22 protein-coding genes and 2 pseudogenes are annotated in these 23,254 nt (G+C 70.0%); 10 read left to right on the top strand and 14 right to left on the bottom strand.

Features of this window, described 5'->3' with window-relative positions; all coding sequences use genetic code 11:
* The first annotated feature begins 215 nt into the window (after window positions 1-215).
* Window positions 216-485 carry a hypothetical protein gene (locus AQJ84_RS24290; RefSeq protein ID WP_225877106.1) on the top strand — a complete coding sequence of 90 codons (270 nt, stop codon included), beginning with the start codon at window positions 216-218 and terminating at the stop codon, window positions 483-485.
* A 21-nt stretch (window positions 486-506) separates the two neighbouring features.
* Here AQJ84_RS24290 and AQJ84_RS43765 read toward each other — a convergent pair whose 3' ends face one another.
* The 3 genes from AQJ84_RS43765 to AQJ84_RS24285 form a co-directional block, all read right to left on the bottom strand.
* Window positions 507-665 (bottom strand): beta-galactosidase small subunit-related protein, encoded by a 159-nt coding sequence (locus AQJ84_RS43765; protein ID WP_310591763.1) that lies wholly within the window; start codon window positions 663-665, stop codon window positions 507-509.
* Window positions 666-727: 62 nt separating this feature from the next.
* Window positions 728-868 (bottom strand): hypothetical protein, encoded by a 141-nt coding sequence (locus AQJ84_RS43540; protein WP_164872985.1) that lies wholly within the window; start codon window positions 866-868, stop codon window positions 728-730.
* A 57-nt stretch (window positions 869-925) separates the two neighbouring features.
* Window positions 926-1,780 (bottom strand): helix-turn-helix transcriptional regulator, encoded by an 855-nt coding sequence (locus tag AQJ84_RS24285; RefSeq protein ID WP_063753033.1) that lies wholly within the window; start codon window positions 1,778-1,780, stop codon window positions 926-928.
* A 145-nt stretch (window positions 1,781-1,925) separates the two neighbouring features.
* On the opposite strand from AQJ84_RS24285, the gene AQJ84_RS24280 reads away from it, so the two are divergent.
* Both AQJ84_RS24280 and AQJ84_RS24275 read left to right on the top strand, forming a co-directional pair.
* On the top strand, window positions 1,926-2,741 hold the full coding sequence (locus AQJ84_RS24280; RefSeq protein ID WP_030037901.1) for a phytanoyl-CoA dioxygenase family protein: 816 nt from the start codon (window positions 1,926-1,928) through the stop codon (window positions 2,739-2,741).
* Complete coding sequence (locus AQJ84_RS24275) at window positions 2,738-3,076, top strand: hypothetical protein (RefSeq protein WP_030037902.1); 339 nt, start codon at window positions 2,738-2,740, stop codon at window positions 3,074-3,076. The genes AQJ84_RS24280 and AQJ84_RS24275 overlap by 4 nt, the downstream gene beginning before the upstream one ends.
* 135 nt (window positions 3,077-3,211) lie before the next feature.
* On the opposite strand, the gene AQJ84_RS24270 is transcribed toward AQJ84_RS24275, so the two are convergent.
* A complete protein-coding gene (locus AQJ84_RS24270) occupies window positions 3,212-4,975 on the bottom strand; it encodes a glycoside hydrolase family 6 protein (protein WP_030037903.1) in 1,764 nt (587 codons plus the stop codon).
* Window positions 4,976-5,816: 841 nt separating this feature from the next.
* Here AQJ84_RS24270 and AQJ84_RS45250 point away from each other — a divergent pair.
* From AQJ84_RS45250 to AQJ84_RS24260, 3 genes and pseudogenes are all read left to right on the top strand, one after another.
* A pseudogene (locus AQJ84_RS45250) lies at window positions 5,817-5,879 on the top strand (glycoside hydrolase family 48 protein); the annotation flags it as partial.
* A 196-nt stretch (window positions 5,880-6,075) separates the two neighbouring features.
* On the top strand, window positions 6,076-7,098 hold the full coding sequence (locus tag AQJ84_RS24265) for a LacI family DNA-binding transcriptional regulator (protein ID WP_053191052.1): 1,023 nt from the start codon (window positions 6,076-6,078) through the stop codon (window positions 7,096-7,098).
* 252 nt (window positions 7,099-7,350) lie between these two features.
* Window positions 7,351-8,481: a GH12 family glycosyl hydrolase domain-containing protein gene (locus tag AQJ84_RS24260; protein ID WP_030037905.1), complete on the top strand. Its 1,131-nt coding sequence runs from the start codon at window positions 7,351-7,353 to the stop codon at window positions 8,479-8,481.
* 85 nt (window positions 8,482-8,566) lie between these two features.
* On the opposite strand, the gene AQJ84_RS24255 is transcribed toward AQJ84_RS24260, so the two are convergent.
* From AQJ84_RS24255 to AQJ84_RS24220, 8 genes and pseudogenes are all read right to left on the bottom strand, one after another.
* Window positions 8,567-9,517 carry an expansin EXLX1 family cellulose-binding protein gene (locus AQJ84_RS24255; protein ID WP_030037906.1) on the bottom strand — a complete coding sequence of 317 codons (951 nt, stop codon included), beginning with the start codon at window positions 9,515-9,517 and terminating at the stop codon, window positions 8,567-8,569.
* A gap of 467 nt (window positions 9,518-9,984) precedes the next feature.
* Window positions 9,985-10,104, bottom strand: a pseudogene (locus AQJ84_RS44305) ((Fe-S)-binding protein); the annotation flags it as partial.
* Complete coding sequence (locus AQJ84_RS24245; protein ID WP_037802034.1) at window positions 10,095-11,003, bottom strand: amidohydrolase family protein; 909 nt, start codon at window positions 11,001-11,003, stop codon at window positions 10,095-10,097. The pseudogene AQJ84_RS44305 and the gene AQJ84_RS24245, both read right to left, overlap by 10 nt.
* The gene (locus AQJ84_RS24240; protein ID WP_030037909.1) at window positions 11,000-11,311 is read right to left on the bottom strand and encodes an L-rhamnose mutarotase; all 312 of its coding nucleotides are present in this window, start codon (window positions 11,309-11,311) and stop codon (window positions 11,000-11,002) included. The genes AQJ84_RS24245 and AQJ84_RS24240 overlap by 4 nt, the downstream gene beginning before the upstream one ends.
* Window positions 11,311-12,348 (bottom strand): aldo/keto reductase, encoded by a 1,038-nt coding sequence (locus AQJ84_RS24235; RefSeq protein ID WP_030037910.1) that lies wholly within the window; start codon window positions 12,346-12,348, stop codon window positions 11,311-11,313. Before AQJ84_RS24235 ends, AQJ84_RS24240 begins: the two co-directional genes overlap by 1 nt.
* The gene (locus AQJ84_RS24230) at window positions 12,345-13,103 is read right to left on the bottom strand and encodes an SDR family NAD(P)-dependent oxidoreductase (RefSeq protein WP_030037911.1); all 759 of its coding nucleotides are present in this window, start codon (window positions 13,101-13,103) and stop codon (window positions 12,345-12,347) included. The genes AQJ84_RS24235 and AQJ84_RS24230 overlap by 4 nt, the downstream gene beginning before the upstream one ends.
* On the bottom strand, window positions 13,100-14,437 hold the full coding sequence (locus AQJ84_RS24225) for an L-fuconate dehydratase (protein ID WP_053191071.1): 1,338 nt from the start codon (window positions 14,435-14,437) through the stop codon (window positions 13,100-13,102). Before AQJ84_RS24225 ends, AQJ84_RS24230 begins: the two co-directional genes overlap by 4 nt.
* Window positions 14,438-14,451: 14 nt before the next feature.
* Window positions 14,452-15,303 carry a fumarylacetoacetate hydrolase family protein gene (locus AQJ84_RS24220; RefSeq protein WP_030037914.1) on the bottom strand — a complete coding sequence of 284 codons (852 nt, stop codon included), beginning with the start codon at window positions 15,301-15,303 and terminating at the stop codon, window positions 14,452-14,454.
* 880 nt (window positions 15,304-16,183) lie between these two features.
* Between AQJ84_RS24220 and AQJ84_RS24215 the strand changes: the two genes are divergently transcribed.
* The 4 genes from AQJ84_RS24215 to AQJ84_RS24200 all read left to right on the top strand — a co-directional run bounded on the left by AQJ84_RS24215 (window position 16,184) and on the right by AQJ84_RS24200 (window position 20,838).
* Entirely contained in the window at window positions 16,184-17,230 is a 1,047-nt protein-coding gene (locus AQJ84_RS24215) for a sugar ABC transporter substrate-binding protein (protein ID WP_030037915.1), read from the top strand.
* A 160-nt stretch (window positions 17,231-17,390) separates the two neighbouring features.
* On the top strand, window positions 17,391-19,004 hold the full coding sequence (locus AQJ84_RS24210; RefSeq protein ID WP_051869492.1) for a sugar ABC transporter ATP-binding protein: 1,614 nt from the start codon (window positions 17,391-17,393) through the stop codon (window positions 19,002-19,004).
* A 2-nt stretch (window positions 19,005-19,006) separates the two neighbouring features.
* A complete protein-coding gene (locus AQJ84_RS24205) occupies window positions 19,007-20,050 on the top strand; it encodes an ABC transporter permease (protein ID WP_053191050.1) in 1,044 nt (347 codons plus the stop codon).
* An 86-nt stretch (window positions 20,051-20,136) separates the two neighbouring features.
* Window positions 20,137-20,838 (top strand): FadR/GntR family transcriptional regulator, encoded by a 702-nt coding sequence (locus tag AQJ84_RS24200; RefSeq protein WP_053191048.1) that lies wholly within the window; start codon window positions 20,137-20,139, stop codon window positions 20,836-20,838.
* A 265-nt stretch (window positions 20,839-21,103) separates the two neighbouring features.
* Here the strand turns inward: AQJ84_RS24200 and AQJ84_RS44770 are convergent, their stop codons facing one another.
* Together AQJ84_RS44770 and uppS are read right to left on the bottom strand one after the other, a co-directional pair.
* Window positions 21,104-21,229: a hypothetical protein gene (locus AQJ84_RS44770; RefSeq protein WP_259294300.1), complete on the bottom strand. Its 126-nt coding sequence runs from the start codon at window positions 21,227-21,229 to the stop codon at window positions 21,104-21,106.
* A gap of 201 nt (window positions 21,230-21,430) precedes the next feature.
* A complete protein-coding gene (gene uppS, locus AQJ84_RS24195) occupies window positions 21,431-23,248 on the bottom strand; it encodes a polyprenyl diphosphate synthase (RefSeq protein ID WP_051869494.1) in 1,818 nt (605 codons plus the stop codon).
* Window positions 23,249-23,254 lie beyond the last annotated feature (6 nt).

The raw sequence follows: 23,254 nt of genomic DNA, 5'->3' as shown, positions 1-23,254 counted from the left end.
GTGGTACCGCGGTCAGCCACCTGACGGCTCTCTCGCACACCCCCGGCATCCCCCACCACCGGGGCGACGAGGTCATCGAGCTTGCCGGACTGAGCAACGTGGCCGGCATCGTCTCGTCCGTGTGGGGCGGTGCCGGCCGCCGCGGAGTCGGCCGTCCTCACCGTAGGGTGATCCAGACACGCATGTGATCGTGGCACGTGTGCAGTTGAGGCCAGGTGCGCTCTCACCTCCGGGACAAGGGAAAGCAGGTCGTGATGTCGGCGGACGAGCCGTTGCGGATGTCGGTCGACGGGGAGGAGTTCGAGGTCAGGCAGCCGGACGACAGCCCGGGCACCTACCACTTCACCTGGCTGACCGGGCCCGACCCTCAGTACGGGTTCATGTCCGCCAGCCACCCTCCGACACAGGCCGGCAGGGCCGATCTCGAGGAGGCCATCCGGGACTTCCTCTCGCAGGTCGACCCCGACACCGGCTACATCGAGTAGTGAGGCATGGCGTTCTCGGCGTCATTCCGGGCCGAGCTGCGTCAGCTCGAAGGTGAAGCCGGCTGGTCCGAGCTCCAGCCGGTGGCGCGGCATTACGCCGCCGGCGCCGTCGCCGATGGCCGCCCAGCGGACGTCCGTACGGTTGCCTTTGTCCTGCGGGCGTACGTACGGCGTCTGCATCTCGTCCACTGTGACGCGGAGGCGACCGACGCGGTCCGCCTGCCGGGAACCCCGGGTAGGCCTCACCGGGGCCGCGCCCCGAACCACTCCACGGGCGACCATTCCTCGGACGACGCGGTCCATGAAGGCGTCGTGCCGCGCGAGTCGCCGGAAGGGTTGCGCTGCCGGCGCTCGTCGGCGTGCTCGAAGCCGTGGGTCTCCATGATCGGGATGTCGACGCGACCGTAGTGTCGAATCTTCCTGCGGGAAGCGACTCTGCTTCAGCCGCCCGAGCCTGTCGCCCCTGGGCCGGGTACGGCCCCGGACCCTTGCTGGGTCACGGGCCGGACGTGGTCCCCAGTGGTCTGGGCGGCTCGGATGCTGCGCGGGGCGGCGCCGAGCTCACGGCGACAGGCCTTGTTGAACGCCTGCAGGTCGGGAATTCCGACGGAGGCCGCGACAGCGGGGATGGTCAGCGTGGTGGCCCGCAGGAAGTGGCGCGCCCGCTCCATCCGCCGGGCTCGGATGTAGCCGACGACCGTCTCCCCGGTGGCGGCGCGGAACAGCCGGGTCAGGTGGTTGTGCGAGACGCCCGCCGCCTTCGCGATCTCGGACACTGTCAGCGGCTCGGCCAGCCGGGCCTCGATCAGTGCCACCGCCGCCGCGACCGCGGGATGGGCGGCCTGGGTGTCCCGTGTCGTCGGCGGGGCGAGATGGGCGACCCGCCAGAGCGCCGCCCACACCTCGGCCGCCGCCCGTGCCGCCGTATTCGGCCAGACGGCCAGTGCCTGCCGCAACTGCGCTGTGAGCAAGGCCAGTTCCGGCCCCGCGTCCTGGATCACCGGGACGCTGCGGGGCGTGCCGGACGAGCTCAGGCGCAGGTGGACGTAGAAGTGTTCGGAGCGGCCCCGGTAGCGATAGCGGACCTCTGTACCGGGCGGAACGAGGCTGACCCTGCCGGGGCGGATCGCGTGCGGGGTTCCGTTCACCATCAGGTCGGCCTCATAACCGTAGAGGTGGAGCTGCCACAGATCCGGCAGCAGGAACTGGTCCACCTGGCCGGCGGGGCCGTGCACGCCGATGCCGACGGCGGCGAGAGTGGGAGGCTCGTCGAGATGGACGAGGACCGTGTGCATGGGCACGTGTTCTACCACGACGCCCGTGAGCGCGCACCGGGTTCGCCGTCTGCGTCCCCTTGCCGGTCTTCATGGTGAGAATCGACCAGTGGAGGGTGAACGTGACCCACGCGACGAGCGGCGGGCGGTGCCTAGCGTGGCGGTCATGGAGAAGAGGCAGGAACTGCTCAGCTCGGTCGAGATGGCGCGCTTCGTGGCGCAGGGGTCGCTGCGCCTGGACGCGGTGGTCCCGGCGGAGATGAACGCCGAAGGCCTGACGGTGCTCGCGGACGGGGTGCCGCCGGTGCCGTACGGGACGCCGCTGTCCGAGGCATACGCGGCGGACTCGTTCGTCCGCAGGTTGCTGGACGTTCCACGGGTGGCGGGGGCCCTGCACAGTCTGGTGGGCCGGGCGCCGACGGTGGACCACCACTTCGTGCACGTCCGCGAGCCCCGTGGCGGGGACGCGCAGCCGCTGCACGGGGACGCCGTCATCGACGTCCGGCCGGACGCCTTCGACGTGCAGTTGATGTACTACCCGCAGGCGGTGACGCTGGAGATGGGCGGCACTCTCAGCGTGCCGGGAAGCCATCTGCGGCGCATCAACGAGTCCGACACCGGCCGCTACCAGAACCTGCGCGGCCAGTCCCGGCTGGTCTGCCCGGCCGGTACGGTGGTGTTTCTGCACCACGGGCTCTGGCACGCCGGCAGGCGCAACAACAGCGACACGGTCCGCTACATGTTCAAGATCCGTTTCAACCCCACGGCCCGCCAACAGCGCCTGTGGGACACCTCGGATCTGGACGACCCGCAGGTGACCCGGGAACTGGACGTGACGTTCCCCTGGTACGAGCCGGCCACGGGACGGCTGGAGCGGTACAACCGCATCCTGCTGTGGCGGGCACTGACCGGCGACGACTCCTTCGACATCGACTACTGGGTGACCCGGGTCTCCAACCGTCCGCAGGAGGCCGCGGTATGACGAGCGAACCCATGTCCCGTGCCCAGTCCCCCCAGGCGGAGCTCACCCCGGTGCTGCGGCAGCAGGTGCTGGTGCTGTACCTGGCCAGCTCCGCCCTGGACTCCCACGTCGTGGGCTGGTCGCAGTACGACGGCACCGGGCGCACCTCACCCACCACGGGCGACAGCGACGAACCGCCCTACGAGTCGGGGGTGGCGGCGCTGCGGGACGGCTGGCGGCTGATCCAGGCAGCTCAGCTGATCCCGCCGTATCCGGGCCACGAGTACGACGTCTCCTTCCTCAAGCACGAGTTCTTCTTCGAACGGATCGTCGACATGGCCGCAGGGCTTCCGTAATCGTCCTTTTAGAAGGCCTGAACAGGTGGACCGAGCGGTCGTTCTCCCGACCAGGGAGCGTGGGATCCGCCGGGATCCGTCCCTCGGCCCTGCCGAGCCGGACCGACCCCGGCGGTCACACACCGCGTCAGCAGGTCACGACAGCGGCGGGTACGCGTTCTTCACCAGCTGCTGGAACTGGGCGGAGAACCAGTGCCCGGCCAGCGGTGAGTTCGGCAGCGAGCCCGGGGGGTTGTTGCCGTTGCGGGCGTTGCCTCCGTACGTCGGGTCGCACATCCGGTCGAAGCCCTTGCCCTCGTCGTTGGGGACGGGGGCGCTGTTGCCGTCCGACTCCCCCGGCGGCTTGACCCACACATAGGCGTCGATGCCGGCGGCCGGAGCCGCGGTCGGCCGTTCGCCGATGCCCGCGCCGCTCTGGTTGCACCAGTTGCCGGCATGGATGCGACGGTCGATGCGGCTGGCGTCGACGTAGCCGTCCACGGAGGTCTGCGATCCGGGGCCGGTGGGCCGGGCGGAGCCGCCCCAGCCGTTGCGTGAGGTGTCGATCAGCATGCCGAGGCCGGAGTTGAATCCGGCCGCGACGAGCTTGTCGCGCAGCGCCTGGGCGAAGGACTGCTCGTCCACGTACTGGTTCCAGTCCACCCACTTCGACTGTCGTACGGTCTGGCCGTTCACCGAGTCGGTGACCTTGAGGTACGGCTCCTTGGTCGGGCTGTAGTTCGCGGTGTTGACGATGAAGCCGGCCACGTCGTTCACGCTCGCGCCGTTCGTCGTCGCGACCTTGTGGAACTGCTGCACCGCGGGGCCGAGGTTGCTGTCCCAGCCGAGCCAGCCGTGGTGGGCGGCGTCGACGTAGTTGTAGACGTTGGGGATGGCGCCCAGTTTGTCCAGGGCGTAACTGACGCCCTTCTCGTAGTTGCCGTTGCTCTTCATGTTCACGCAGGCGTCGGTGGTGGTGTTGGTCCCGCCCGCGTTGGTGACCAGGTTGGGCAGCGAGTCGGGCTCGATGACGGTGGCGATCCGCAGGCCCGCGTACTTGGACTCGGACAGGATCGACGTGATGGGGTCGATGTACTGGGACTTGTACTTGTCGAGCTCGTTGGGCCCCAGCTCGCCGTTGGAGGCGAGGGCGGCGCAGTCGCGGCCGGGCAGGTCGTAGATGACGATCTGGACGACGAGATCACCGGAGCCCTTCTGCTTCAGGGCCTCGTCGAGGTGGGCGCGCAGTCCCATTCCGCCCTTGACGCCGTTGATCGCGGCGATTCTGTCGAGCCAGACGGCGGTGGGCTGATCGGCGATGCTGCTGCCGCCCGGTTCGGCGGCGGCCTTGGCGGACCACTCGGGGTTCACGTACACCTTGGCGCCGGTGTAGGGGTTGTCAGCGCGGCTGCCGGTGCCGCCACCGCCATCGCCGCCTCCGGTACCACCACCAGTGCCACCTCCGGTACCACCACCTGTGCCACCGCCGGTACCACCACCGCTGTCGACGTTGCAGGCGACGCCGTCGAGCGTGAACGTGGCGGGCACGCTGTTGGTGCCGCTGTAGGAGCCGTTGAAGCCGAAGCTGACCGAGCCACCGCTTGCGAGGTCGCCGTTGTAGCTCTCGTTGGCGGCGGTGACGTCGGCACCGCTCTGACTGATCTTCCCGTTCCAGCCGTTCGTGACCTTCTGGTTGCCGGAGTACGACCACTTCACCGACCAACTCGACTTGGCGGCCGAGTTGTTGGTGATGGTGACGGCGGCGGTGAAGCCGGTGTCCCACTGGCTCTGCACCTTGTAGTCAACGGTGCAGGGAACGGCCGAGGTGGCAGCGCCGGCCTGGCCGACGAGGAGCGCCGTCCCCGTCGTCCCGGCGACCAGCGCCAGGGCGGCGAGCAGCGATGTCCTGCTGTAACTCATGAGTGCGGGTTTCCTTCTCTCGATGGGGCCTTACGGATGGAGGGCGCGCCAAGGGGCGCGCTGACCGAGGCACTGCACGGCGGCTGTGCCGTCGCAGGCTGAGTTCAGGGAGGGACCGCAGGAGCGGTCCCGCGCGTGCAAGGTCCGGTTCAGAGCAGGACGGCTCGTGGTCGTCGGACCACTTCACGCCCAGGTCGACGAAGGAGTGCGATTCCCTTCGTCACCGCGGCGCCGCGCTGACCGCCGACGCCCGGTGGCTCGGAGCGTGGTCCTGCCGGCATCGGCTTCCGGCAGACGGCGTGCGCGTCCGAGTAGTCGGCCGCTTAGCACGCTTACTGGCCGCGGGATTTGTACGGTTCGAGCGGGATTGCTCTTCGGCGACACGGTCGTTGATCGGCTCGAAGCTCCGAAAACCGCTGATCCACCGGCTGGTGACAGTGTGTCCCACCGTGCATGCGGCCGTGGCTTCCCGGGCCGAGACCACCGGCAGGACCGCGCTCGGGACGAGTGCGACCGAAGCGTCACTGACTAAAAGTACTGAATGCGGGGGGTGTCGCATGAGCGAGTCCTTACAGCTTGGCGCGCCGCTACGGACGCGTCGAGTGATGGAACCGCTCCCACTGGTGAGGAGGAAGTTAGCGGCAACCGGTGAAGTTTCATAGGGCCCTTGCGAAACTTTTCGCTCCGTCAGCTCAGTTCGAACTTTGAACTCCGCAACATCTTGACCGCGCCCGTCTTCATCCTCACGATGGGAGCGCTCCCACTGGATTCAGGCCCTTGGCATCTCTCCGTGAGTCGCATGACGCAAGGAGGAACAGCACATGGATCCCGGACGCAAACCCACGAGACCACGTCGGAGGCCTACAGCTACCTCCTGTGGCTGCAGGCCATGTACAGCAAGGTCAACGTGGGTCACCAGCGCCTTGAGCAGCGAGTTCCGCTCCCGACCACCAGCGACAGCACCCATGACCTCCCACTCCATACGGGAGCGCTCCCAGCCTTTGTTGCGGGGCGACCGCCCGTAACCATGCCACTGGCGAAGTCGTGTGCTCGATCCCCTCCGGCCGGTAAGATCGGTGATCTCTTGGGGGGAGGTGGTCATGGGCAGGCGACGCCCGGGGACACCGACGCTGGAGGAGGTGGCCGCCCACGCGCGGGTGGGACGGGGCACGGTCTCCCGCGTCATCAACAACGCGGCGGGCGTGAAGGAGTCGACGCGTCGGAACGTACAGCGGGCCATCGAGGAACTCGGCTACGTGCCCAATCTCGCGGCCCGTTCCCTGGCGGGGCGCCGGGCCGACGCCGTCGCGCTGGTCATGACGGAGCCGGACTGGCGGCAGTTCGCCGAGCCCTTCTTCTCCGAGATCGTCCGCTCGCTCGGAGACGCGCTGACAGACACCGGGATCCAACTGCTGCTGACCCTGGTCCGCTCGGACGCCGAGCGGCAGCGCTTCCTCGAGTACGCGCGCGGCGGACGGGTCGACGGGGTCCTGCTGATGTCCGTGCACGCCGGTGATCGACTGCCGGACATGCTCGCCGAAGCCCGGTTGCCGACCGTACTGCTGGGTCGCCGCTCGGGGGAGGAGTACGTCAGCTACGTCGACGCCGACAACATCGGCGGAGCCCGCAGCGCCGTGTCCTACCTTCTGCGGCAGGGCCGCAGAGAGATCGCGACCATCACCGGGCCGCTCGACCTCTACGCCGCACAGTGCCGCTTGCGCGGCTACGAAGAGGCCCTGGCGTCGGCGGGCCTGGAGTTCGAGCAGACCCGGGTCGCCGAGAGCGACTTCACCGCGGAGAGCGGACGCCACGCCATGGCCGAGCTCATCCAACGGCATCCGGACATCGACGGCGTCCTAGCCGCGTCGGACACCACGGCCGCGGGGGCTCTGGAGGCCCTGCGCGCGGCCGGCCGTCGGGTACCCGAGGACGTCGCCGTGATCGGCTTCGACGACTTCTCGCTGGCACAGCGGACCGAACCACGACTGACCACGGTGCGGCAGCCGATCGAGGAGATCGGGCGGGCCATGGTCCGGTTGCTCCTGGAGGAGATGGAGGAGGGCGCCGTGGCCTGGCGTCACGTCATCCTCCGTACGGAGCTGGTGATCCGCGAGTCGACCTGACCTTCGTCAGGCGACTCGTGCGGGGAGCGCTTTCGGAGCCAGGCGATGCTTTCGGAGACGGGCGATGCTCTCGTCTCGGTACCCCCGTCCGACCTGCGCCCCCGAAATCAGTTCGGCATGTTCATGCCGACAGTCTTGCCAGTGACCTGAACCATCCCTACAGTCCGTGCCGAACCCAGGATTGGGAGCGCTCCCATTCACAAGGTTCCGGGAGCACTTCCGTTGACCCCCCTCCCCCTGAAGAGGATCCGCATGCGTCCTTCCCCGCACCATGCCCACAGCGCGCGTGGCCTGCTCGGCGCGCTGCTCACCTCGCTCGTATCGCTCGCCGCGCTTCTGACCACGACGTCCGTGGCGCAGGCCGACACCACGATCTGTCAGCCCTTCGGTTCAACGACCATCCAAGGCCGCTACGTGGTGCAGAACAACCGCTGGGGCACCAGCGCCACCCAGTGCATCGCCGTCACCGACTCGGGGTTCAGGATCACCCAGGCTGACGGATCCGTCCCCACGAACGGCGCTCCGAAGTCCTACCCGTCCGTCTACAACGGCTGCCACTACACCAACTGCTCGCCCGGCACCAAGCTTCCCGCTCAGCTCAGCACCATCTCCAGCGCCCCCACGAGCATCTCCTACAACTACGTGAACGACGGGGCGTACAACGCCTCGTACGACATCTGGCTCGACCCCACGCCCCGCACCGACGGCGTGAACCGGACCGAGATCATGATCTGGTTCAACAAGGTCGGATCGATTCAGCCCATCGGTTCCCCGGTCGGCAACGCCAGCGTGGGCGGGCGCGACTGGCAGGTGTGGTCAGGCAACAACGGCATGAACGATGTGCTCTCGTTCGTCGCTCCGTCGGCGATCAGCAGCTGGAGCTTCGACGTCATGGACTTCGTCCGGCAGACCGTGTCCCGGGGACTCGCGCAGAACAACTGGTACATGACGAGTGTTCAGGCAGGGTTCGAGCCGTGGCAGAACGGTGTGGGCCTCGGCGTGAACTCGTTCTCCTCCACCGTCAACACGGGCTCCACCGGTGACCCGGGCACCCCCGGAGGCTCTACGGCGTGCAAGGTGTCGTACGGGGCGAACGCCTGGCAGGGCGGGTTCACAGCCGACGTCACCATCACCAACACCGGTTCCTCCCGCGTGAGCGGCTGGAAGCTCGCGTTCACCCTCCCGTCCGGGCAGCAGATCACCAGTGCCTGGAACGCGACCCTGTCCGGGTCGTCAGGAGCTGTCACCGCGAGCAACGTGGCCCACAACGGAGAGGTGGCGGCCGGTGGCCAGGCGACCTTCGGCTTCCAGGGCACCTCAAGCGGTGCCTTCGCCAAGCCCTCCGGTTTCAGCCTGAACGGCACCGCCTGCACCACCGTCTGACACGCGTTCACCCTGCGGGGACCCGCCTGGTGCCTCGACGCCGGCCGACGGGTCCCCGTAGGCCGCACAGCACACCGGCAGCAGGTCAGTGCCGGGCGAACTGTACGCGCGTCGACTGCACGGCATCCGCCCGCAAGGCGATCCCGTTGATGGTCAGCTGTTCTCCGTAGATGTCGGTGAGCCTGATCGCGCCGCCGCACCCGCTCCCGTCGGGGGAAAGGAAGTAGTTGTAGTCGGTGCGGGTCAGTTGGCGCCAGCCGCCGCCGGTGCGGACCTCCAGCCGAGCGAGCGGGTTGCGGTGGCCGATCGCCTGTATGCCGCACCAGTAGGGGCTGGAGCCATTCTTGTAGCGGATCGAGATCGTGCCCGCCGGCTCGGGGCTCACCAGGCTCCAGGTGATCGCGAGCCTCCCGGTCGAGACGGGGGCCAGTTTCGCGAAGGCCTGTTCGCTGAGGTCGAGTTGCCCCGGTGCACAGGGCAGTGGGCATTCGTTGGTGATCCGGACCGTGACCGAGGCACCGCTCGCCGCGCGAACGAGTACGTACGCGCCGCAGGCCTTGGACGTCTCGTAGTCGGTGGTGTTCATCGCCGCGATCATCATGTCGGCGCTCGGACCGTACGAGCAGGCGCCGTCCCCGACCCCGGCCTCGTAGACGGTGGCGACTCCCTGATAGGTGCTCTTCGGGCGGATCCGATCGGCCAGGGAGGACGTGGCAGGAACCTTCCGCGCCGAGGCCGACGCCGACGCCGACGGAGACCCGGAAGCCTTCGGCGTCGTGGCGTCGGCCGACGGGGACGCGGAGCCTGCGGACGGGGAAGGTGTGGAGGACTTCTTCCCCGGCGATGTCGGCGGGCGGGATTCCTGGGAGTTGGCTACGGCCGTGGCCGGGGCACGCCCGGCGTTCTCCTCGCGGTCTGGTTGCATCGTCATGACCAGGCAGACGAGGAGACCTGTGACGACCAGCCCAGCGGTGGTGCCCACCATCAGCCGGCGTCTGCGCCTGCGCTGCCGCGCGGCCTGGCGTGTCTCTTGCATGTTCATCCGTTCGGAAGGGCGTGTCGTCGTTCGCACTGTCCAGTGGCCGCCGGTGGCGAAAAGGTTGCCGCCGATTTTCGGTCCGCTCGGGTCGGGTCGGGTCGCTGGAACGACATCCGGATGCCGCCGTGCTCCCACCCGAGGCCCTCAGGTGGGAGCACGGCCTGCTTCCGGCGCGGGTCACCGCTTCCGCGACTGTCGCGTCGGTGCCGGGTGAGCCGGGGTGGCGGGCCCCGGGCACGCCACCCCGGGGCCGGTCAGCTGGCCTTGGTCATGTTCCACTGCTGCGCGGCGCCGCCGTTGGGGGTCCACTGGATGGCCGGAGTGCCGTCGCCGCCGGTGGCCGTTGTCGAGAGCCTTGCCGCTGTGGGCGCAGACCAGCCGGTAGACGCCGCCTGCCAGGACGGCCGGCATGCCGCCGACCTCCACGCAGACCACGGAGTCGTTCGCGTCGGGCGCGCTGGTGGTGTCTGGCCCTGGGGGAACTCCACGGTGTGGCCGAGGCGTTCCAGCAGTTCGGTCACGGCGCGACCGGTGCAGGGGAACACGGTGTCGTTGAAGCAGGTGATGAAGAGGGCTAAGCGCATGGGTCTTCCTGAGGCGGGGCCGGCCGTGCGGCGACGGACAGGCCGTAGGTCCGCGCGGCCGTGCCGGTGAAGACGTCGTGGCGCTCGGCCGCCCCGAGCCCGGCCGTCAACTCGCGTGCGGCGGCGATCACTTCGGCGTACGTGGCGGCGAGCCGGCAGACGGGCCAGTCGGAGCCGAACATCAGCCGTCCGGGTCCGAAGGCGTCGAGCACGGTGTCGGCGTACGGCGCGAGGGCCGCGACGGTCCAGGAGTCCCAGTCCGCTTCGGTGACCATGCCGGAGAGTTTGCAGACGGTGTTGGGGAGGGCGGCGAGGCGACGGATCTGCCGCGCCCAGGGGTCGAGTTCACCGGAGGCGATGGGCGGCTTGCCGAGGTGGTCGAGGACGAAGGTGAGGCCCGGCAGGCGCTCCGCGGCCTCGACGGCCGCCGCGAGTTGGTGGGGCTGGACCACGAGGTCGTAGACGAGTTGCGCGTCGGCGACCGCGGAAAGGCCGCGCAGTACCTCGGGGCGTACGAGCCAGCGAGGGTCCGGCTCGCCCTGCACCTGGTGGCGGATGCCCACCAGGTGTTCCCCTCCGGGGCTCGCGCCCAGACTCGCGAGGGTCTCGGCGACCTCGGGCGCGGTCAGGTCGGTCCACCCGACGACCCCGGCGACGAGGTCGTTGCCGGCGGCCAGGGCCAGGAACTCCGGGGTCTCCTCCGCCACGGTGATCGTCTGCACCAGCACGGTGGCGGTGACGCCGGCCGCGCGGGCCTCCGGTACCAGGTCAGTGAGGCTGAAGTCGCGTCGCAGCGGGGCGAGTTCGTCCCCGCTGATCCAGTCCTGGTCGCGGACGGACAGGTCCCACACATGGTGGTGGGCGTCCACGACGCCGGGCGCGGTCTCCGCTCCGGTCACAGTTCCCACACCACCGGCAGCGAGGCGTCCGCGCCCTGCGCGGAGTAGTCGTGGACGACGTCGAGCAGGTCGGCCATCCGGGCCTGCCAGGCGATGTTGACGGGCAGCTTGTCGAGTTCGGCGATCATCGCCTGGTAGTCCTCGACCTCCAGCACATGGAACAGGTCCGTGCCGCTGCGCCAGATCGTCCATTCGCTCACCCCCGCGGCGCGGATGGCGGCGGTGAGTTCCTCGGGCACCTCCCGGTGCGCGGCCTCGTACTCCTTCACGCGGTCGGCACGGACCTTGGTGTGCAGGGCGACCCTCATTACGGCTCCTTCGACGGCTCGGGTTCCCCGGTCGACGCGGCCCGGCCGGTTGGTACGGGGACGGGGGTGTCCGGGTGCAGCAGGCCCTCGGCGCGCATCTCGTCCCACAGCGTGTCCGGAATCGGGCGCCGCAGCTGCTCCACCGTGTCGCGCACCTCCTCGGGGGAGCGTGCCCCGCTCAGGACGCTCGCGACCGCGGGGTGGCCGAACGGGAAACGCAGCGCGGCGGCCCTCAGCGGCACTCCATGGCGTTCGCAGACCGCGAGGAGCCGTAGCGCCCGGTCGAGGACCGGCTGCGGAGCAGGTGCGTAGTCGTACGTGGCGCCGGGCCGGGGTGCCGTCAGCAACCCGGAGTTGAACACCCCGCCGATGACGACACTCCGGCCGCGAGCGGCTGCCTCCGGGAGCAGTTCGGCGAGCGAGTCCTGTTCCAGGAGCGTGTAGCGGCCGGCCAGCAGCACCACGTCGATGTCCGTCTCACGCAGGAACCTGGCGGGCAGGGCGGACTGGTTCATTCCGACGCCGATCGCGCCGATCACGCCTTCGGCACGCAGTCGCTCCAGCGCCGGGTACGCCTCGCGCAACGCCTGGTCGGCATGGTCGTCGGGGTCGTGCAGCAGGGCCACGTCCACACGGTCCAGGCCGAGGCGTTCCAGGCTGGCTTCCAGGGAGCGCAGCACCCCGTCGGCGCTGAAGTCCCAGACACGACGGTGGGTGGCCGGGACGGCGAAGCCGTGGGCGAGGTCGTCGCCCGCGCCGCCCTCCGGGTCCGGCACGAGAAGCCGGCCCACCTTGGTGGAGAGGGTGTAGGTGTCACGGGGTCGGTCGCGCAGCGCGGCGCCGAGCCGCCGTTCCGACAGGCCGAGACCGTAGTGGGGCGCGGTGTCGAAGGTGCGGACGCCGGCGTTCCAGGCCGCCTCCACCGTGGCGTGGGCGGCCTCGTCGGTGACCGGGTGGAAGAGGTTTCCGAGGGCGGCACAGCCCAGCGCCAGTTCCGAGACCGGTACCCCGCTGCCGCCCAGCCCGGTGGTTCTCACGACCGGTCCACCGGGCGCATCCGCAAGCCCTGCATGCCTCCGTCCACCGCGAGTGCGGTGCCGGTGACGGACGCCGCGGCCGGACTCGCGAGGTAGACGATGGCGGCAGCCACCTCGTCGGCGGTCACCAGGCGCCCCAGGGGCTGGCGGGCGTTGAGGGCGGCGCGCTCGGCCTCGGGGTCGTCGGCGGCGTCGAGCAGCCGGGAGACCCACGGTGTGTCGGCGGTGCCGGGGTTGACGCAGTTGACGCGGATGCCCTCGCGGACGTGGTCGGCGGCCATGGCGAGAGTCAGCGAGAGGACCGCGCCCTTGCTGGCGCAGTACAGGGCGCGCTGGGGCAGTCCCGCGGTGGCGGCTATCGAGCAGGTGTTGACCACGGCCGCGTGCGCGGAGCGGCGCAGGTGGGGCAGGGCGGCGCGCGTGGTGCGCACCATGCCCAGGACGTTGACGTCCAGCACCCGGTGCCACTGCTCGTCCGGGTTGTCCTCGATGGTGCCCACCGCGCCGATGCCCGCGTTGTTCACGAGGATGTCCAGGCCGCCGAGCCGCTCTGCGGCCTGTTCCACGGCGGCGCGCACGGAGGCGTCGTCACTGACGTCGGCCTGGAGGCCGAGCAGCGGTTCGCTCACGCCGCCCGGCTCGAGGTCGAGCACGGCCACTGCCGCGCCCTGCCCCGCCAGTGCGCGGGCCGTGGCGAGCCCGATGCCGGACGCGCCCCCGGTGACGACGGCCCTGAGTCCTGACAGACCGGTCATGCCTCCTGCTCCCGTCCAGCGAGGTCGGCGGCCCAGAAGGTGCCGTCCGGATAACGGTATTCGGCGAGGGAGGCGGGGTGCATGGTGGCGGAGAAGCCCGGGGTCAGCGGCGCGGTGTAGTGACCGTCGCGCATCACCACGGGCGCGGTGAAGTGCTCGTGGAGGTGGTCGACGAACTCGATGACGCGGTTCTCGGTCGTGCCGGACAGCGCCAGGTAGTCGAACATCGACAGATGCTGCACCAGCTCGCACAGCCCCACTCCGCCGGCGTGCGGGCACACCGGCACCCCGAACTTCGCGGCGAGCAGGAGGATCGCGAGGTTCTCGTTGACCCCGCCGACCCGGGCCGCGTCGATCTGCAGGACGTCGAGGGCGCCGACCTGGAGGAGCTGCTTGAAGACGATGCGGTTCTGCACGTGTTCGCCGGTGGCGACCTTCACGGGGGCGACGCCCCGGCGGATGGCTGCGTGGCCGAGGATGTCGTCGGGGCTGGTGGGCTCCTCGATCCAGTACGGGTCGAACTCGGCGAGCGCATTGGTCCACTCGACCGCCTCACCGACGTTCCAGCGCTGGTTGGCGTCGATGGCGATGCGGATGCTGTCGCCTACGGCGGCGCGGGCGGTGCGCATGCGGCGGACGTCGTCGGCGAGGTCGGCGCCGACCTTCAGCTTGATCTGGGTGAAGCCGTCGGCGACGGCCTGCTTGGCCAGCAGGGTGAGCTTCTCGTCCGAGTAGCCGAGCCAGCCCGGAGAGGTGGTGTAGCCGGGGTAGCCGCGCTCCAGCAGGTCGGCCTCACGCTCCGCGAGCCCGGTACGGCCCTCGCGCAGCAGGTGGAGGGCGTCCTCGGGGGTGAGGGCGTCGGCGATGTAGCGGAAGTCGACCTGGGAGACCAGCCACTCGGGGTCGGCGTGGGCGAGCAGCCGCCACAGCGGCTGCCCGGCGCGCTTGGCGGCCAGGTCCCACACGGCGTTGACGACGGCGCCGATGGCCATGTGCATCACGCCCTTCTCGGGACCGAGCCAGCGCAGCTGGCTGTCCCCGATCAGGTCCCGGTTGACCGAGCCCGGGTCGCCGCACAGCTCCTCCACGGAGCGGCCCACGAGGTGGGGCCGCAGGGCGCCGATCGCGGCGACCTGGACGTCGTTGCCGCGTCCGATGGTGAAGGTGAAGCCGTGGCCCTCGTGTCCGTCGGCCGCGTCGGTGCGCAGCACGACGTAGGCCGCCGAGTAGTCGGGGTCCGGGTTCATGGCGTCCGACCCGTCCAGCTCCCGCGAGGTGGGGAACCGGATGTCGTAGGTGTCGACCGCGGTGATCCGGGCGGAGGTTGAAGTCAAGGTGGTGCTGCCTTTCACGCTTGGGCGAAGGTCTGACGCTGGCTGCCGAGGCCGTCGACGGAGAGCTCGACGGTGTCGCCGGGGCGGAGATAGGGGGTGCCGCTCAGGCCCAGGGCCACTCCCGCGGGGGTACCGGTGTTGATCACGTCACCGGGCTCCAGGACCATGTACTGGCTCAGGTACGACACGACGTGATCGACCGGGAAGATCATGTCGCCGGTGTGGCCGTCCTGCCGCTTCACACCGTTGACGCTCAGGTGCAGGCCGAGGTTCTGCGGGTCACCGGCCTCGTCGGCGGTGACCAGCCAGGGGCCGAGCGGGTTGAAGGTCTCGCAGGACTTGCCCAGGTCCCACTGCGAGGAGTACTCCAGTTGGAACTCGCGCTCCGAGACGTCATGGCTGACCGCATAGCCCGCGATCACGTCCCGCGCGGCGTCAGGTCCTCCGAGGTAGCGGGCCCGCCGTCCGATGACGACCGCCAGCTCGACCTCCCAGTCGGTCTTGACCGAGCCACGCGGGATCAGCACCTCGTCGTAGGGGCCCACGACCGTGCCCGGGTCCTTCATGAAGACCACCGGGCGGGGCGGGATCGCGGCGCCGGTCTCGGCGGCGTGGTCGCGGTAGTTCAGCCCGACGCAGATGATCTTGCCGGGGCGGGCGACGGGGGCGCCGATCCGCAGACCCTCGGTGTCGAGCTCGGGCAGTCCGCCCGCCGTGACGGCCGCGCGGGCCCGGTCCACTCCCCCGGAGGCGAGGAAGCCGCCGTCGATGTCCCGGGTCACGGAGGACAGGTCCAACAGCCGGCCGTCGTCGGTACGGGCGGCGGGTCGCTCCTCACCGGGGGCGCCGACTCGTAGCAGTTTCACTGGGGGGGCTCCCTTGCCATGCGGGTTTCGTCTGAGTGGTGGTCGGCCGTAGGGCCGGGCCGCCTGTGGTGCGCCGGGCCTGACGACGGGCCTGCTGATGGGCCGGCCTACAGGCTTCCTTCATCCGCGTCTCCAGTCATCGGAGGAATGGCGGCACAGTGACACTAGATGGGGAGACAGCACGTGACAATGGATTCCTCGGATGTATTTCCCTCGGCCTTGCCAGCGATAGGCCCACAAAGAACAGATTCACCCTGGTCAGGCGCGGCAATGAGGTCGACATGCCACCCACCATCCGATGAATCCGGTGCGGAGCCACAAGGTCATCTCCACTGGTGACGGCGCCGCAAACAGGCGTACCAGCGGACCACCCGGAGAGGATTCGGCCACTCCGAGCGCCCGCCTGACCCCCTCCTCGTCCGCCCAGGGCGGCTCCGTTGTCGAATCGTGAGCTGCCGCAGCACCTCACCCGCCACTCACAACCTCGGAAACTCTGCAGCTCACAGGGCGTGTCGGCGCGGAGCCCCGCCGCCGGGACGGCACCTCGGGGCCCAAACGCCCCGATGTCTGGCAAATCTCTGGCCGTGAACCCTTGTCAACGTCGGCAACGTCGTCGTAACGTCCTCGACGTCCGGGATACATCGGAGGAATGGTTCACCATTCGGTGCGGCCATTCGGCTCGCCTCCATGCGGTCGCTCCGCCCCCGCATCCTCGGTCCCCGGCTGACCCTCACATCCCACCCTCAGGGCACGATTCACGCGTTCTCCGCGCCGGATCGGCAGGTGCCCGCCCGGCGACCTCGCCCCTCCCCGCAGGCAGGTACGCCCTCCCACCGTCGCCCTGCGGCCCCGCGCCCCTGGCTTAGGAGAGAACACGGCCATGAAGCTCGCTCGCACCCGTTCCACCGCCGCAGCCACCGCCGTGCTCGCGGTACTGGCCCTCGCCACCGCGTGCAACCGCGAAGGCACCGACTCGGTCGCCTCGGGCGGCGACAAGCCCGCCATCGGGATCGACCTGCCGCGCTCCGACTCCGACTTCTGGAACTCCTACGCGCAGTACATCGAGAAGGACGTCAAGTCCGACGGCGTCAACGCGCTGCCGATCAGCAACTCGCAGAACGACGTCACCAAGCTGGTCGCCAACGTGCAGGTGTTCCAGAACACGGGCGCCAAGGCCGTGGTCATGGCCCCGCAGGACACCGGGGCCATCGCCTCCACCCTCGACACCCTCGCGTCGAAGAAGATCCCCGTGGTCAGCGTCGACACCCGCCCCGACAAGGGCGACGTCTACATGGTCGTACGCGCCGACAACCGGGCCTACGGCACCAAGGCCTGCGAGTTCCTCGGCAAGCAGCTGGGCGGCGAGGGCAAGGTCGCCGAGTTCCAGGGAGCGCTGGACTCCATCAACGGACGTGACCGCTCCGAGGCGTTCGCCGCCTGCATGAAGGAGAAGTTCCCGAAGATCAAGGTCTTCGAACTGCCCACCGACTGGAAGGGCGATGTCGCCTCCGCCAAGCTGCAGAGCCTGCTCGCCCAGCACCCCGACCTGAACGGCATCTACATGCAGGCGGGCGGTGTCTTCCTGCAGCCGACCCTGGCGCTGCTGGAGCAGAAGGGCCTGCTCAAGCCGGCCGGCCAGAAGGGGCACATCTCGATCGTCTCCAACGACGGAATCCCGCAGGAGTTCGACGCCATCCGCAAGGGCCAGATCGACGCCACCATCTCGCAGCCCGCCGACCTCTACGCCAAGTACGCGCTGTACTACGCCCAGGCCGCGGCCGAGGGCAAGACGTTCAAGCCGGGCAAGACCGACCACGACTCCACCATCATCAAGATCGCCAACGGCCTCGAGGACCAGCTGCCCGCCCCGCTGGTCACCAAGGACAACGTCGACGACAAGACCCTGTGGGGCAACAACGTCGGCTGACGACCGGCACTCCCGGCGACCGGCACTCCCGGCGACCGGCCCTTCCCGCCCGCCGCGCCGGGGGACGCGCGGCCCTCGTCCCCCGACGCCCACCCGCCTGCGCGTACACCCTCCCGCGCTCCTCGGCTCCAGCCTCCGTACACGAAGGACGGTATCCCCCATGGCGGACACCGCGACCGGCCCGGCGATCGGCCTCGGCACTCCGGCCCCCGTCGCCGACGCGACCGGCATCAGCAAACGATTCGGCGCGACCGTCGCGCTGCGCGACGCCCGCATCGCCGTCGCCCCCGGCGAGGCGCACGCCCTGGTCGGACGCAACGGCGCCGGCAAGTCGACGCTCGTGTCCATCCTCACCGGCCTGCAGCAGCCCGACACCGGCACCCTGCGCTTCTCCGGCGCTCCGGCGCCCGCCGTCGGCGACATCGACGCCTGGCGCTCGCGCGTGGCCTGCGTCTATCAGCACTCCACCATCATCGGTGAGCTGACCGTCGCCGAGAACCTCTTCCTGAACCGGCAGAGCGCCGGGGCGGTGCAGCCCATCCGCTGGAAGCAACTGCGCCAACGCGCCGCGGAGTTGCTCGGCGAGTACGGCGTGGCCGTCGACCCGGCCGCACGGGCCAGGGATCTCACCGTCGAGCAGCGGCAGTTCGTCGAGATCGCGCGAGCGCTGTCGTTCGGCGCACGCTTCATCATCCTCGACGAGCCGACCGCGAAGCTCGACGCGCGCGGCATCAACCGCCTCTTCGAAAAGCTTCGCGACCTCCAGCGGCAGGGCGTCGCCTTCCTCTTCATCTCGCACCATCTGCAAGAGGTGTACGACCTCTGCACCACCGTCACCGTCTACCGCGACGCGGCGCACATCCTGACCGCGCCCGTCGCCGAACTCGGGCACCGGGCGCTGGTGGAGGCCATGACCGGCGAATCGGCCTCCACGGTCACCGCCTCCGTCGGCGGGTCTGTGGCTTCGCGGTCCGATGGCACCGAACTGCTGGCGATCGACGGCCTGACACTGCCCGGCGTCTGCGAGGACATCTCCCTCTCGGTCCGCTCCGGAGAGGTCGTCGGGCTCGCCGGAGCCACCGCCAGCGGCAACGTGCAGGTGGGTGAGACGATCGCCGGTCTGCACCGCGCCAAGGACGGCCGGATCACGGTCGGCGGCAGGACCGTGCGCACCGGCAGTGTGCCGTCCGCGCTCGCCGTCGGAGTCGGTCTGGTCCCCGAGGACCGCCACCTCCAGGGTCTGGTGACCAACCGCAGTGTGGCGGAGAACGCGACGCTCACCGTCACCGGCCAGCTGGGTCCGTTCGGCACGGTGCTGCCCGCACGTACCAAGGCCTTCGCCGGGCGCATGATCCGCGACCTCGACATCAAGACCCCGGGAGCCGCCACCCCGGTCTCCGCCCTCTCGGGCGGCAACCAGCAGAAGGTCGTCGTCGCTCGTGCCCTGGCCACCGATCCGCACGTCCTGGTGGCCATCCGGCCCACCAACGGGGTGGACGTCAAGTCCAAGGAGTTCCTCCTGGGGCGCATCCGGCAGGTCGCGGACGGCGGGAAGGCCGCGCTGATCGTCTCCGACGAACTGGACGACCTGAAGGTCTGTGACCGGGTCGTCGTCATGTTCCACGGGCGCGTGGTCGCCGAGTTCGACCGCGGCTGGAAGGACGAAGTCGTCGTCGCCGCCATCGAGGGCGTCAGCGGCGGCACGGCTCCCGCCCCCGCTTCCCCCGCATCCGCCGTACCCGCCTCAACCGGCGCAGACGAGCACGGAAGGTAGTCATGTCCGCCACCACAGATCTCACCGAGCCCGCTGTGATCACGACCGAGCCGACCACCGCGGACGCCACGCGCCGCCGGCTCGTCCTCGGGCGTTTTCGTGACCTGTCCCTGGTCCCGGCGATCCTCGTCCTCGGCCTGATCGGGTTCATCGTCTCGCCTGCCTTCCTGACCGGCGACAACCTCATCGGCGTGGCCCAGCAGTCCACCGAGCTGAGCCTGCTGGTGCTGGCCACCGCGCTGATCCTGATCTGCGGCCGGATGGACCTGTCCCTGGAGTCCACGATCGGCGTGGCGCCCGTCATCGCCGTGTGGCTGGTCCTGCCCACGAGCGGCGCCCGGTTCACGGGCCTGGGGCTGCTGCCCGAGTGGACGGCGGTGCCGCTCTGTCTGCTGGTGGGTGTGGTGATCGGGGCCGCCAACGGGTTCCTGATCCTGAAGCTGCGCCTCAACGGCTTCATCGTCACCCTCGGCATGCTCACCATGCTGCGCGGACTCCAGGTCGCCCTCTCCGAGGGCCAGTCCATCGTGGAACTGCCGTCCTCCTTCACCTACCTGGGCAAGTCGTCGTGGCTGGGTGTCCCGGCCGCGATCTGGATCTGCGTGGTGCTGTTCGCCCTCGGCGCCGGCGCGCTGGCCTGGCTGCGGCACGGCCGGGCGCTCTACGCGATCGGCGGCAACCCTGAGGCGGCCCGCACCGCCGGTATCCGCGTCGACCGCATCGTGTGGATCGTCCTCATCCTCGGCAGCGTCCTCGCCGCGTTCGCCGGCATCCTCTACAGCGGCCACTACGGCTCCATCTCCGCCACCCAGGGCAGCGGCTGGATCTTCCAGGTCTTCGCCGCGACCGTCATCGGCGGAGTCAGCCTCAACGGCGGCAAGGGCTCGATCTTCGGCGCGCTCACCGGTGTGCTGACGCTGCAACTCGTCGTGAACGTCATGACCTTGGCGGGTGTGCCTCCGCTGTGGAACCAGTTCCTCAACGGAGCCATCATCATCGTCGCCTTGATCATCTCCCGGTTCGCCTCCGGCGAGAAGCAGGAATAGCCCCGTACCGCAAGCCGCTCCGGCGGCCCGCGCGCAGGCCAGGCGGGCCACCGGGCCTGCGCGTCCCCGAATCAGAGAGGCACCTCGTGGCACTGACGGACGAGGCGATCGACAAGATCAAGGCGATGATCGTCGCCGGCGAACTCGCGCCCGGCTCCCGGCTGCCGAAGGAGGAGATCCTCGCCGGACAGCTCGGGCTGTCCCGGAACTCCCTGCGGGAGGCGGTCCGGGCGCTGACCGCGATGCACATCCTGATCACCCGGCAGGGCGACGGCACGTACGTCTCCAGTCTGGAGCCCCATCTCCTGCTGGAGAGCCTCTCCTTCGCCGCCGACGTCTCCCAGGGCCACACGGCTCTGCAGTTGCTCCAGGTACGACGTCTGCTCGAACCGCAGGCGACAGGGCTGGCCGCCTCGCTGCTGAAGCAGGAGGACCTCCGGGAACTGCGCGACATCCTCGACCGGTCCCGGACCGTCGCCACCGTGGAGGAGTTCGTCGCCCACGACATCGCCTTCCACCTCAGGATCGTCGAAGCGGTCGGCAACCCCGTGCTGTCGATGCTGCTGCGAGTGCTCTCCACCCGCACCCAGCGCGTCCGCATCGTCCGCGGCAGCCAGACCGGTCACGCCCTGAACGCCGCCCACCAGGACCACGAGCAGATCCTCAGCGCCCTTCAGTCACGGGACGCCCTGCTCGCCGTCTCCGCGGCGACCGTCCACATCACGGCGGTGGAGCAGTGGCTGGCCACCAGTCTGACCGACGACCCGGTACTCGCGGTCGACGCCTGACCTCGCGCTCCCCTCCACCCCCGCCGCCATCCGGTCTCCCCTCCCACGCCCCGACCGGGTGGCGGCGGGCCATGTCCTCGACAGGAACGGTGGAGAGTGTGCCCTCCGCTCTCGGGGTCACTCCGGTGAACCCCCCGAAAAACGGCACGGGCCGTGCCGCTGAGGGTGTAGGAGCCCGGCGGGGCGGTACCGCCGGTGTGGGTGGCCTGGAAGCCGATGGTGACGGACGCGCCCGGCGCGATCTGATCTGCGACAGCGCGAACTGCTACCTGTCCACCGGCCGCACCACCATGGGAACCCGCTGGACCAGGTGGGTCATCGCCAGGCCGCTGCCGACGGTGCCGGCCGTGGCGGGCATCCTGCCGGCGCTCACCCTGCCCGCCACGGACATGCGCCTGGCTCTTCCCGACAACGGCTCCGCTCCGCACACGTCCACCGAGCGCAAGGCCCACGACACGATCGAGGCCAAGTTCGGTCCCGGCTTCAACGGTCCGCTCGGCGGACCGGTCACGAGGATCCACCTCGCCTGCGGCGGGCAGGGCCGGAGGGCTCGGCTTTGCGCTTGTAGCGCCTGTGCGGGCGGCGGCAACCATCAGGCGAGGGGGGCGGGGACGGCGCCGTGGCGGCGTTGGCGTCCGCTGTATTCGGTGATGGCGTCCCACAGGTCACGCCGGTCGTTGTCGGGCCAGTAGCCGGGGGTGAAGTACAGCTCGGCATAGGTGGCGTGCCAGGGAAGGAAGTTGGAGGTGCGCTGCTCGTTGCCGGTGCGCCACAACAAGTCCACGTCCGGCATGTCGGGGTGGGGCAGGTGGCGGGCGAAGTCGTCCTCGCCGAGGAGGTGGGGGTCTACTTCACCGTCTCGGGCTGCCTGGGCGAGTGCCGCGGCGGTCCGGGCAATCTCGTCGCGGCCGCCGTAGTTGATGCACACGGTGAGGGTCAGTCCGGTGCGGTTGCGGGTGCGATGCTCTTCTCGCCGGAGAGCATGGACGAGGTCCTCGGGCAATTTGTCGGGCCGGCCGGACCAGCGCTGGCGCACGTCCAGGTCACGCAGGGGGCCCTCGTCGAGTTCGCGTTGGACTGCCTCCAGGATCATCGTGATTTCCTCTGTGCCGCGTTTCCAGTTCTCGGTGGAGAGCGTGTAAAGGGTCAGGTGGGGCAGGCCGATCTCCAGAGCGCCGTAAACCATCTCGTGCGCGGCGGCGGCCCCGGCGCGGTGGCCTTCGTGGCGGGGCAGGCCGCGCTGCTCGGCCCAGCGGCCGTTGCCGTCCATGATGACCGCCACATGGCAGGGCATGTGGTGGGCGGCGATCTGCGGGGGCCGGATGCCGTCAGGGTGCGGAGGCGGGGGCCGGAGCCCGGTGTCGTCGGCTGCCGGACCCGGATTGCCCGCCTCCGTCGCGGAGGGCCGGGGGCCTGGCACGGTCAGGGGCGTCAGGCTCCAGGCCAGGGCCGAGCGGAGGCGGGCGGGGCCGAGCACGCGAGTGCGGGCCATGACGGAGGGGCGTGGGGGGCGTGTCAGCAGGGTGGGGCCGGCCGCGTCGATGGCATCGAGTTGGGCGCGCATCAGGTCGGCCGCCGTGTCGAGCACAGTGGCGGGGCCCGGGTGCATTCCTCTCGTCATGCCGGGCCTGGTCACCTGACGGCGCGCCAGGGCTGTCAGCTCGGCGATCAAGGCCGCCACGGCTGGACTCCAGCGGCCCTGCGCCAGGTCCGCCTCGGCGTCGGGGAAGGGCTCCAGGGCTTCCCGCGGCAGGAGCAGGTGGCCGTCGGCGAGGTCGGTGCTCAGGTCGGTGAGGGTGTCGGTGAGCTGGCTGCCGTCGACGAAGTGCCGGTAGTCGGCCTGCCGGTCCAGTCGGAGCGTCATCGGCGCGCCGGCCTGCTCGAACAGGTGCCGTACCTGGTCGACCCAGGGCACGACGCCCTTGTTGCACCAGGCCCGCCACGCGGCCCAGTCGGGGAAGCGTAGACCGTGGGCGTCGTCCCGCGTCTGAGCCATGGCGCCCTGCAGACTGGTCAGGTCCAGACTCCACCGCCCCGCCGTGTCCAACAAGGCGTACCGGATCGGATCGGTGCTCCTGCCCACCGCCAGGTCGTGCTTCAGTGCCCTGGTCCACGCCTCGACGTGCGCCGCGCGCTCGGCCGGCGCCGCGCCGCGTTCGTCCGCCAGATCGTCAAGGACGCTGGCCGCCGCCCACAGGGCCCAGCACGCCGGGCGCAGGACGGCCGGCACCAACTGGACGAGGGCGTAGATCCCGGGATCGTGCTGCCGGGTGGTGCGGCGGCACATCTGGTACGCCGCACGAAGGACGGGATCCTCGCCCATCAGGGCACGCGTGCCGGCTCGGCCTCGCCGTCGCGCGTGCGTGGCCGTGTCGAGGGGTGCGGCGGTGGGCTGCGGTTGCTTGCGCATCTTGGG

The sequence above is a fragment of the Streptomyces resistomycificus genome (assembly GCF_001514265.1).
Lineage (GTDB): Bacteria > Actinomycetota > Actinomycetes > Streptomycetales > Streptomycetaceae > Streptomyces > Streptomyces resistomycificus.
Note: the sequence above shows the minus strand (reverse complement) of the source record. Positions and strands in the feature narration are given on the sequence as shown.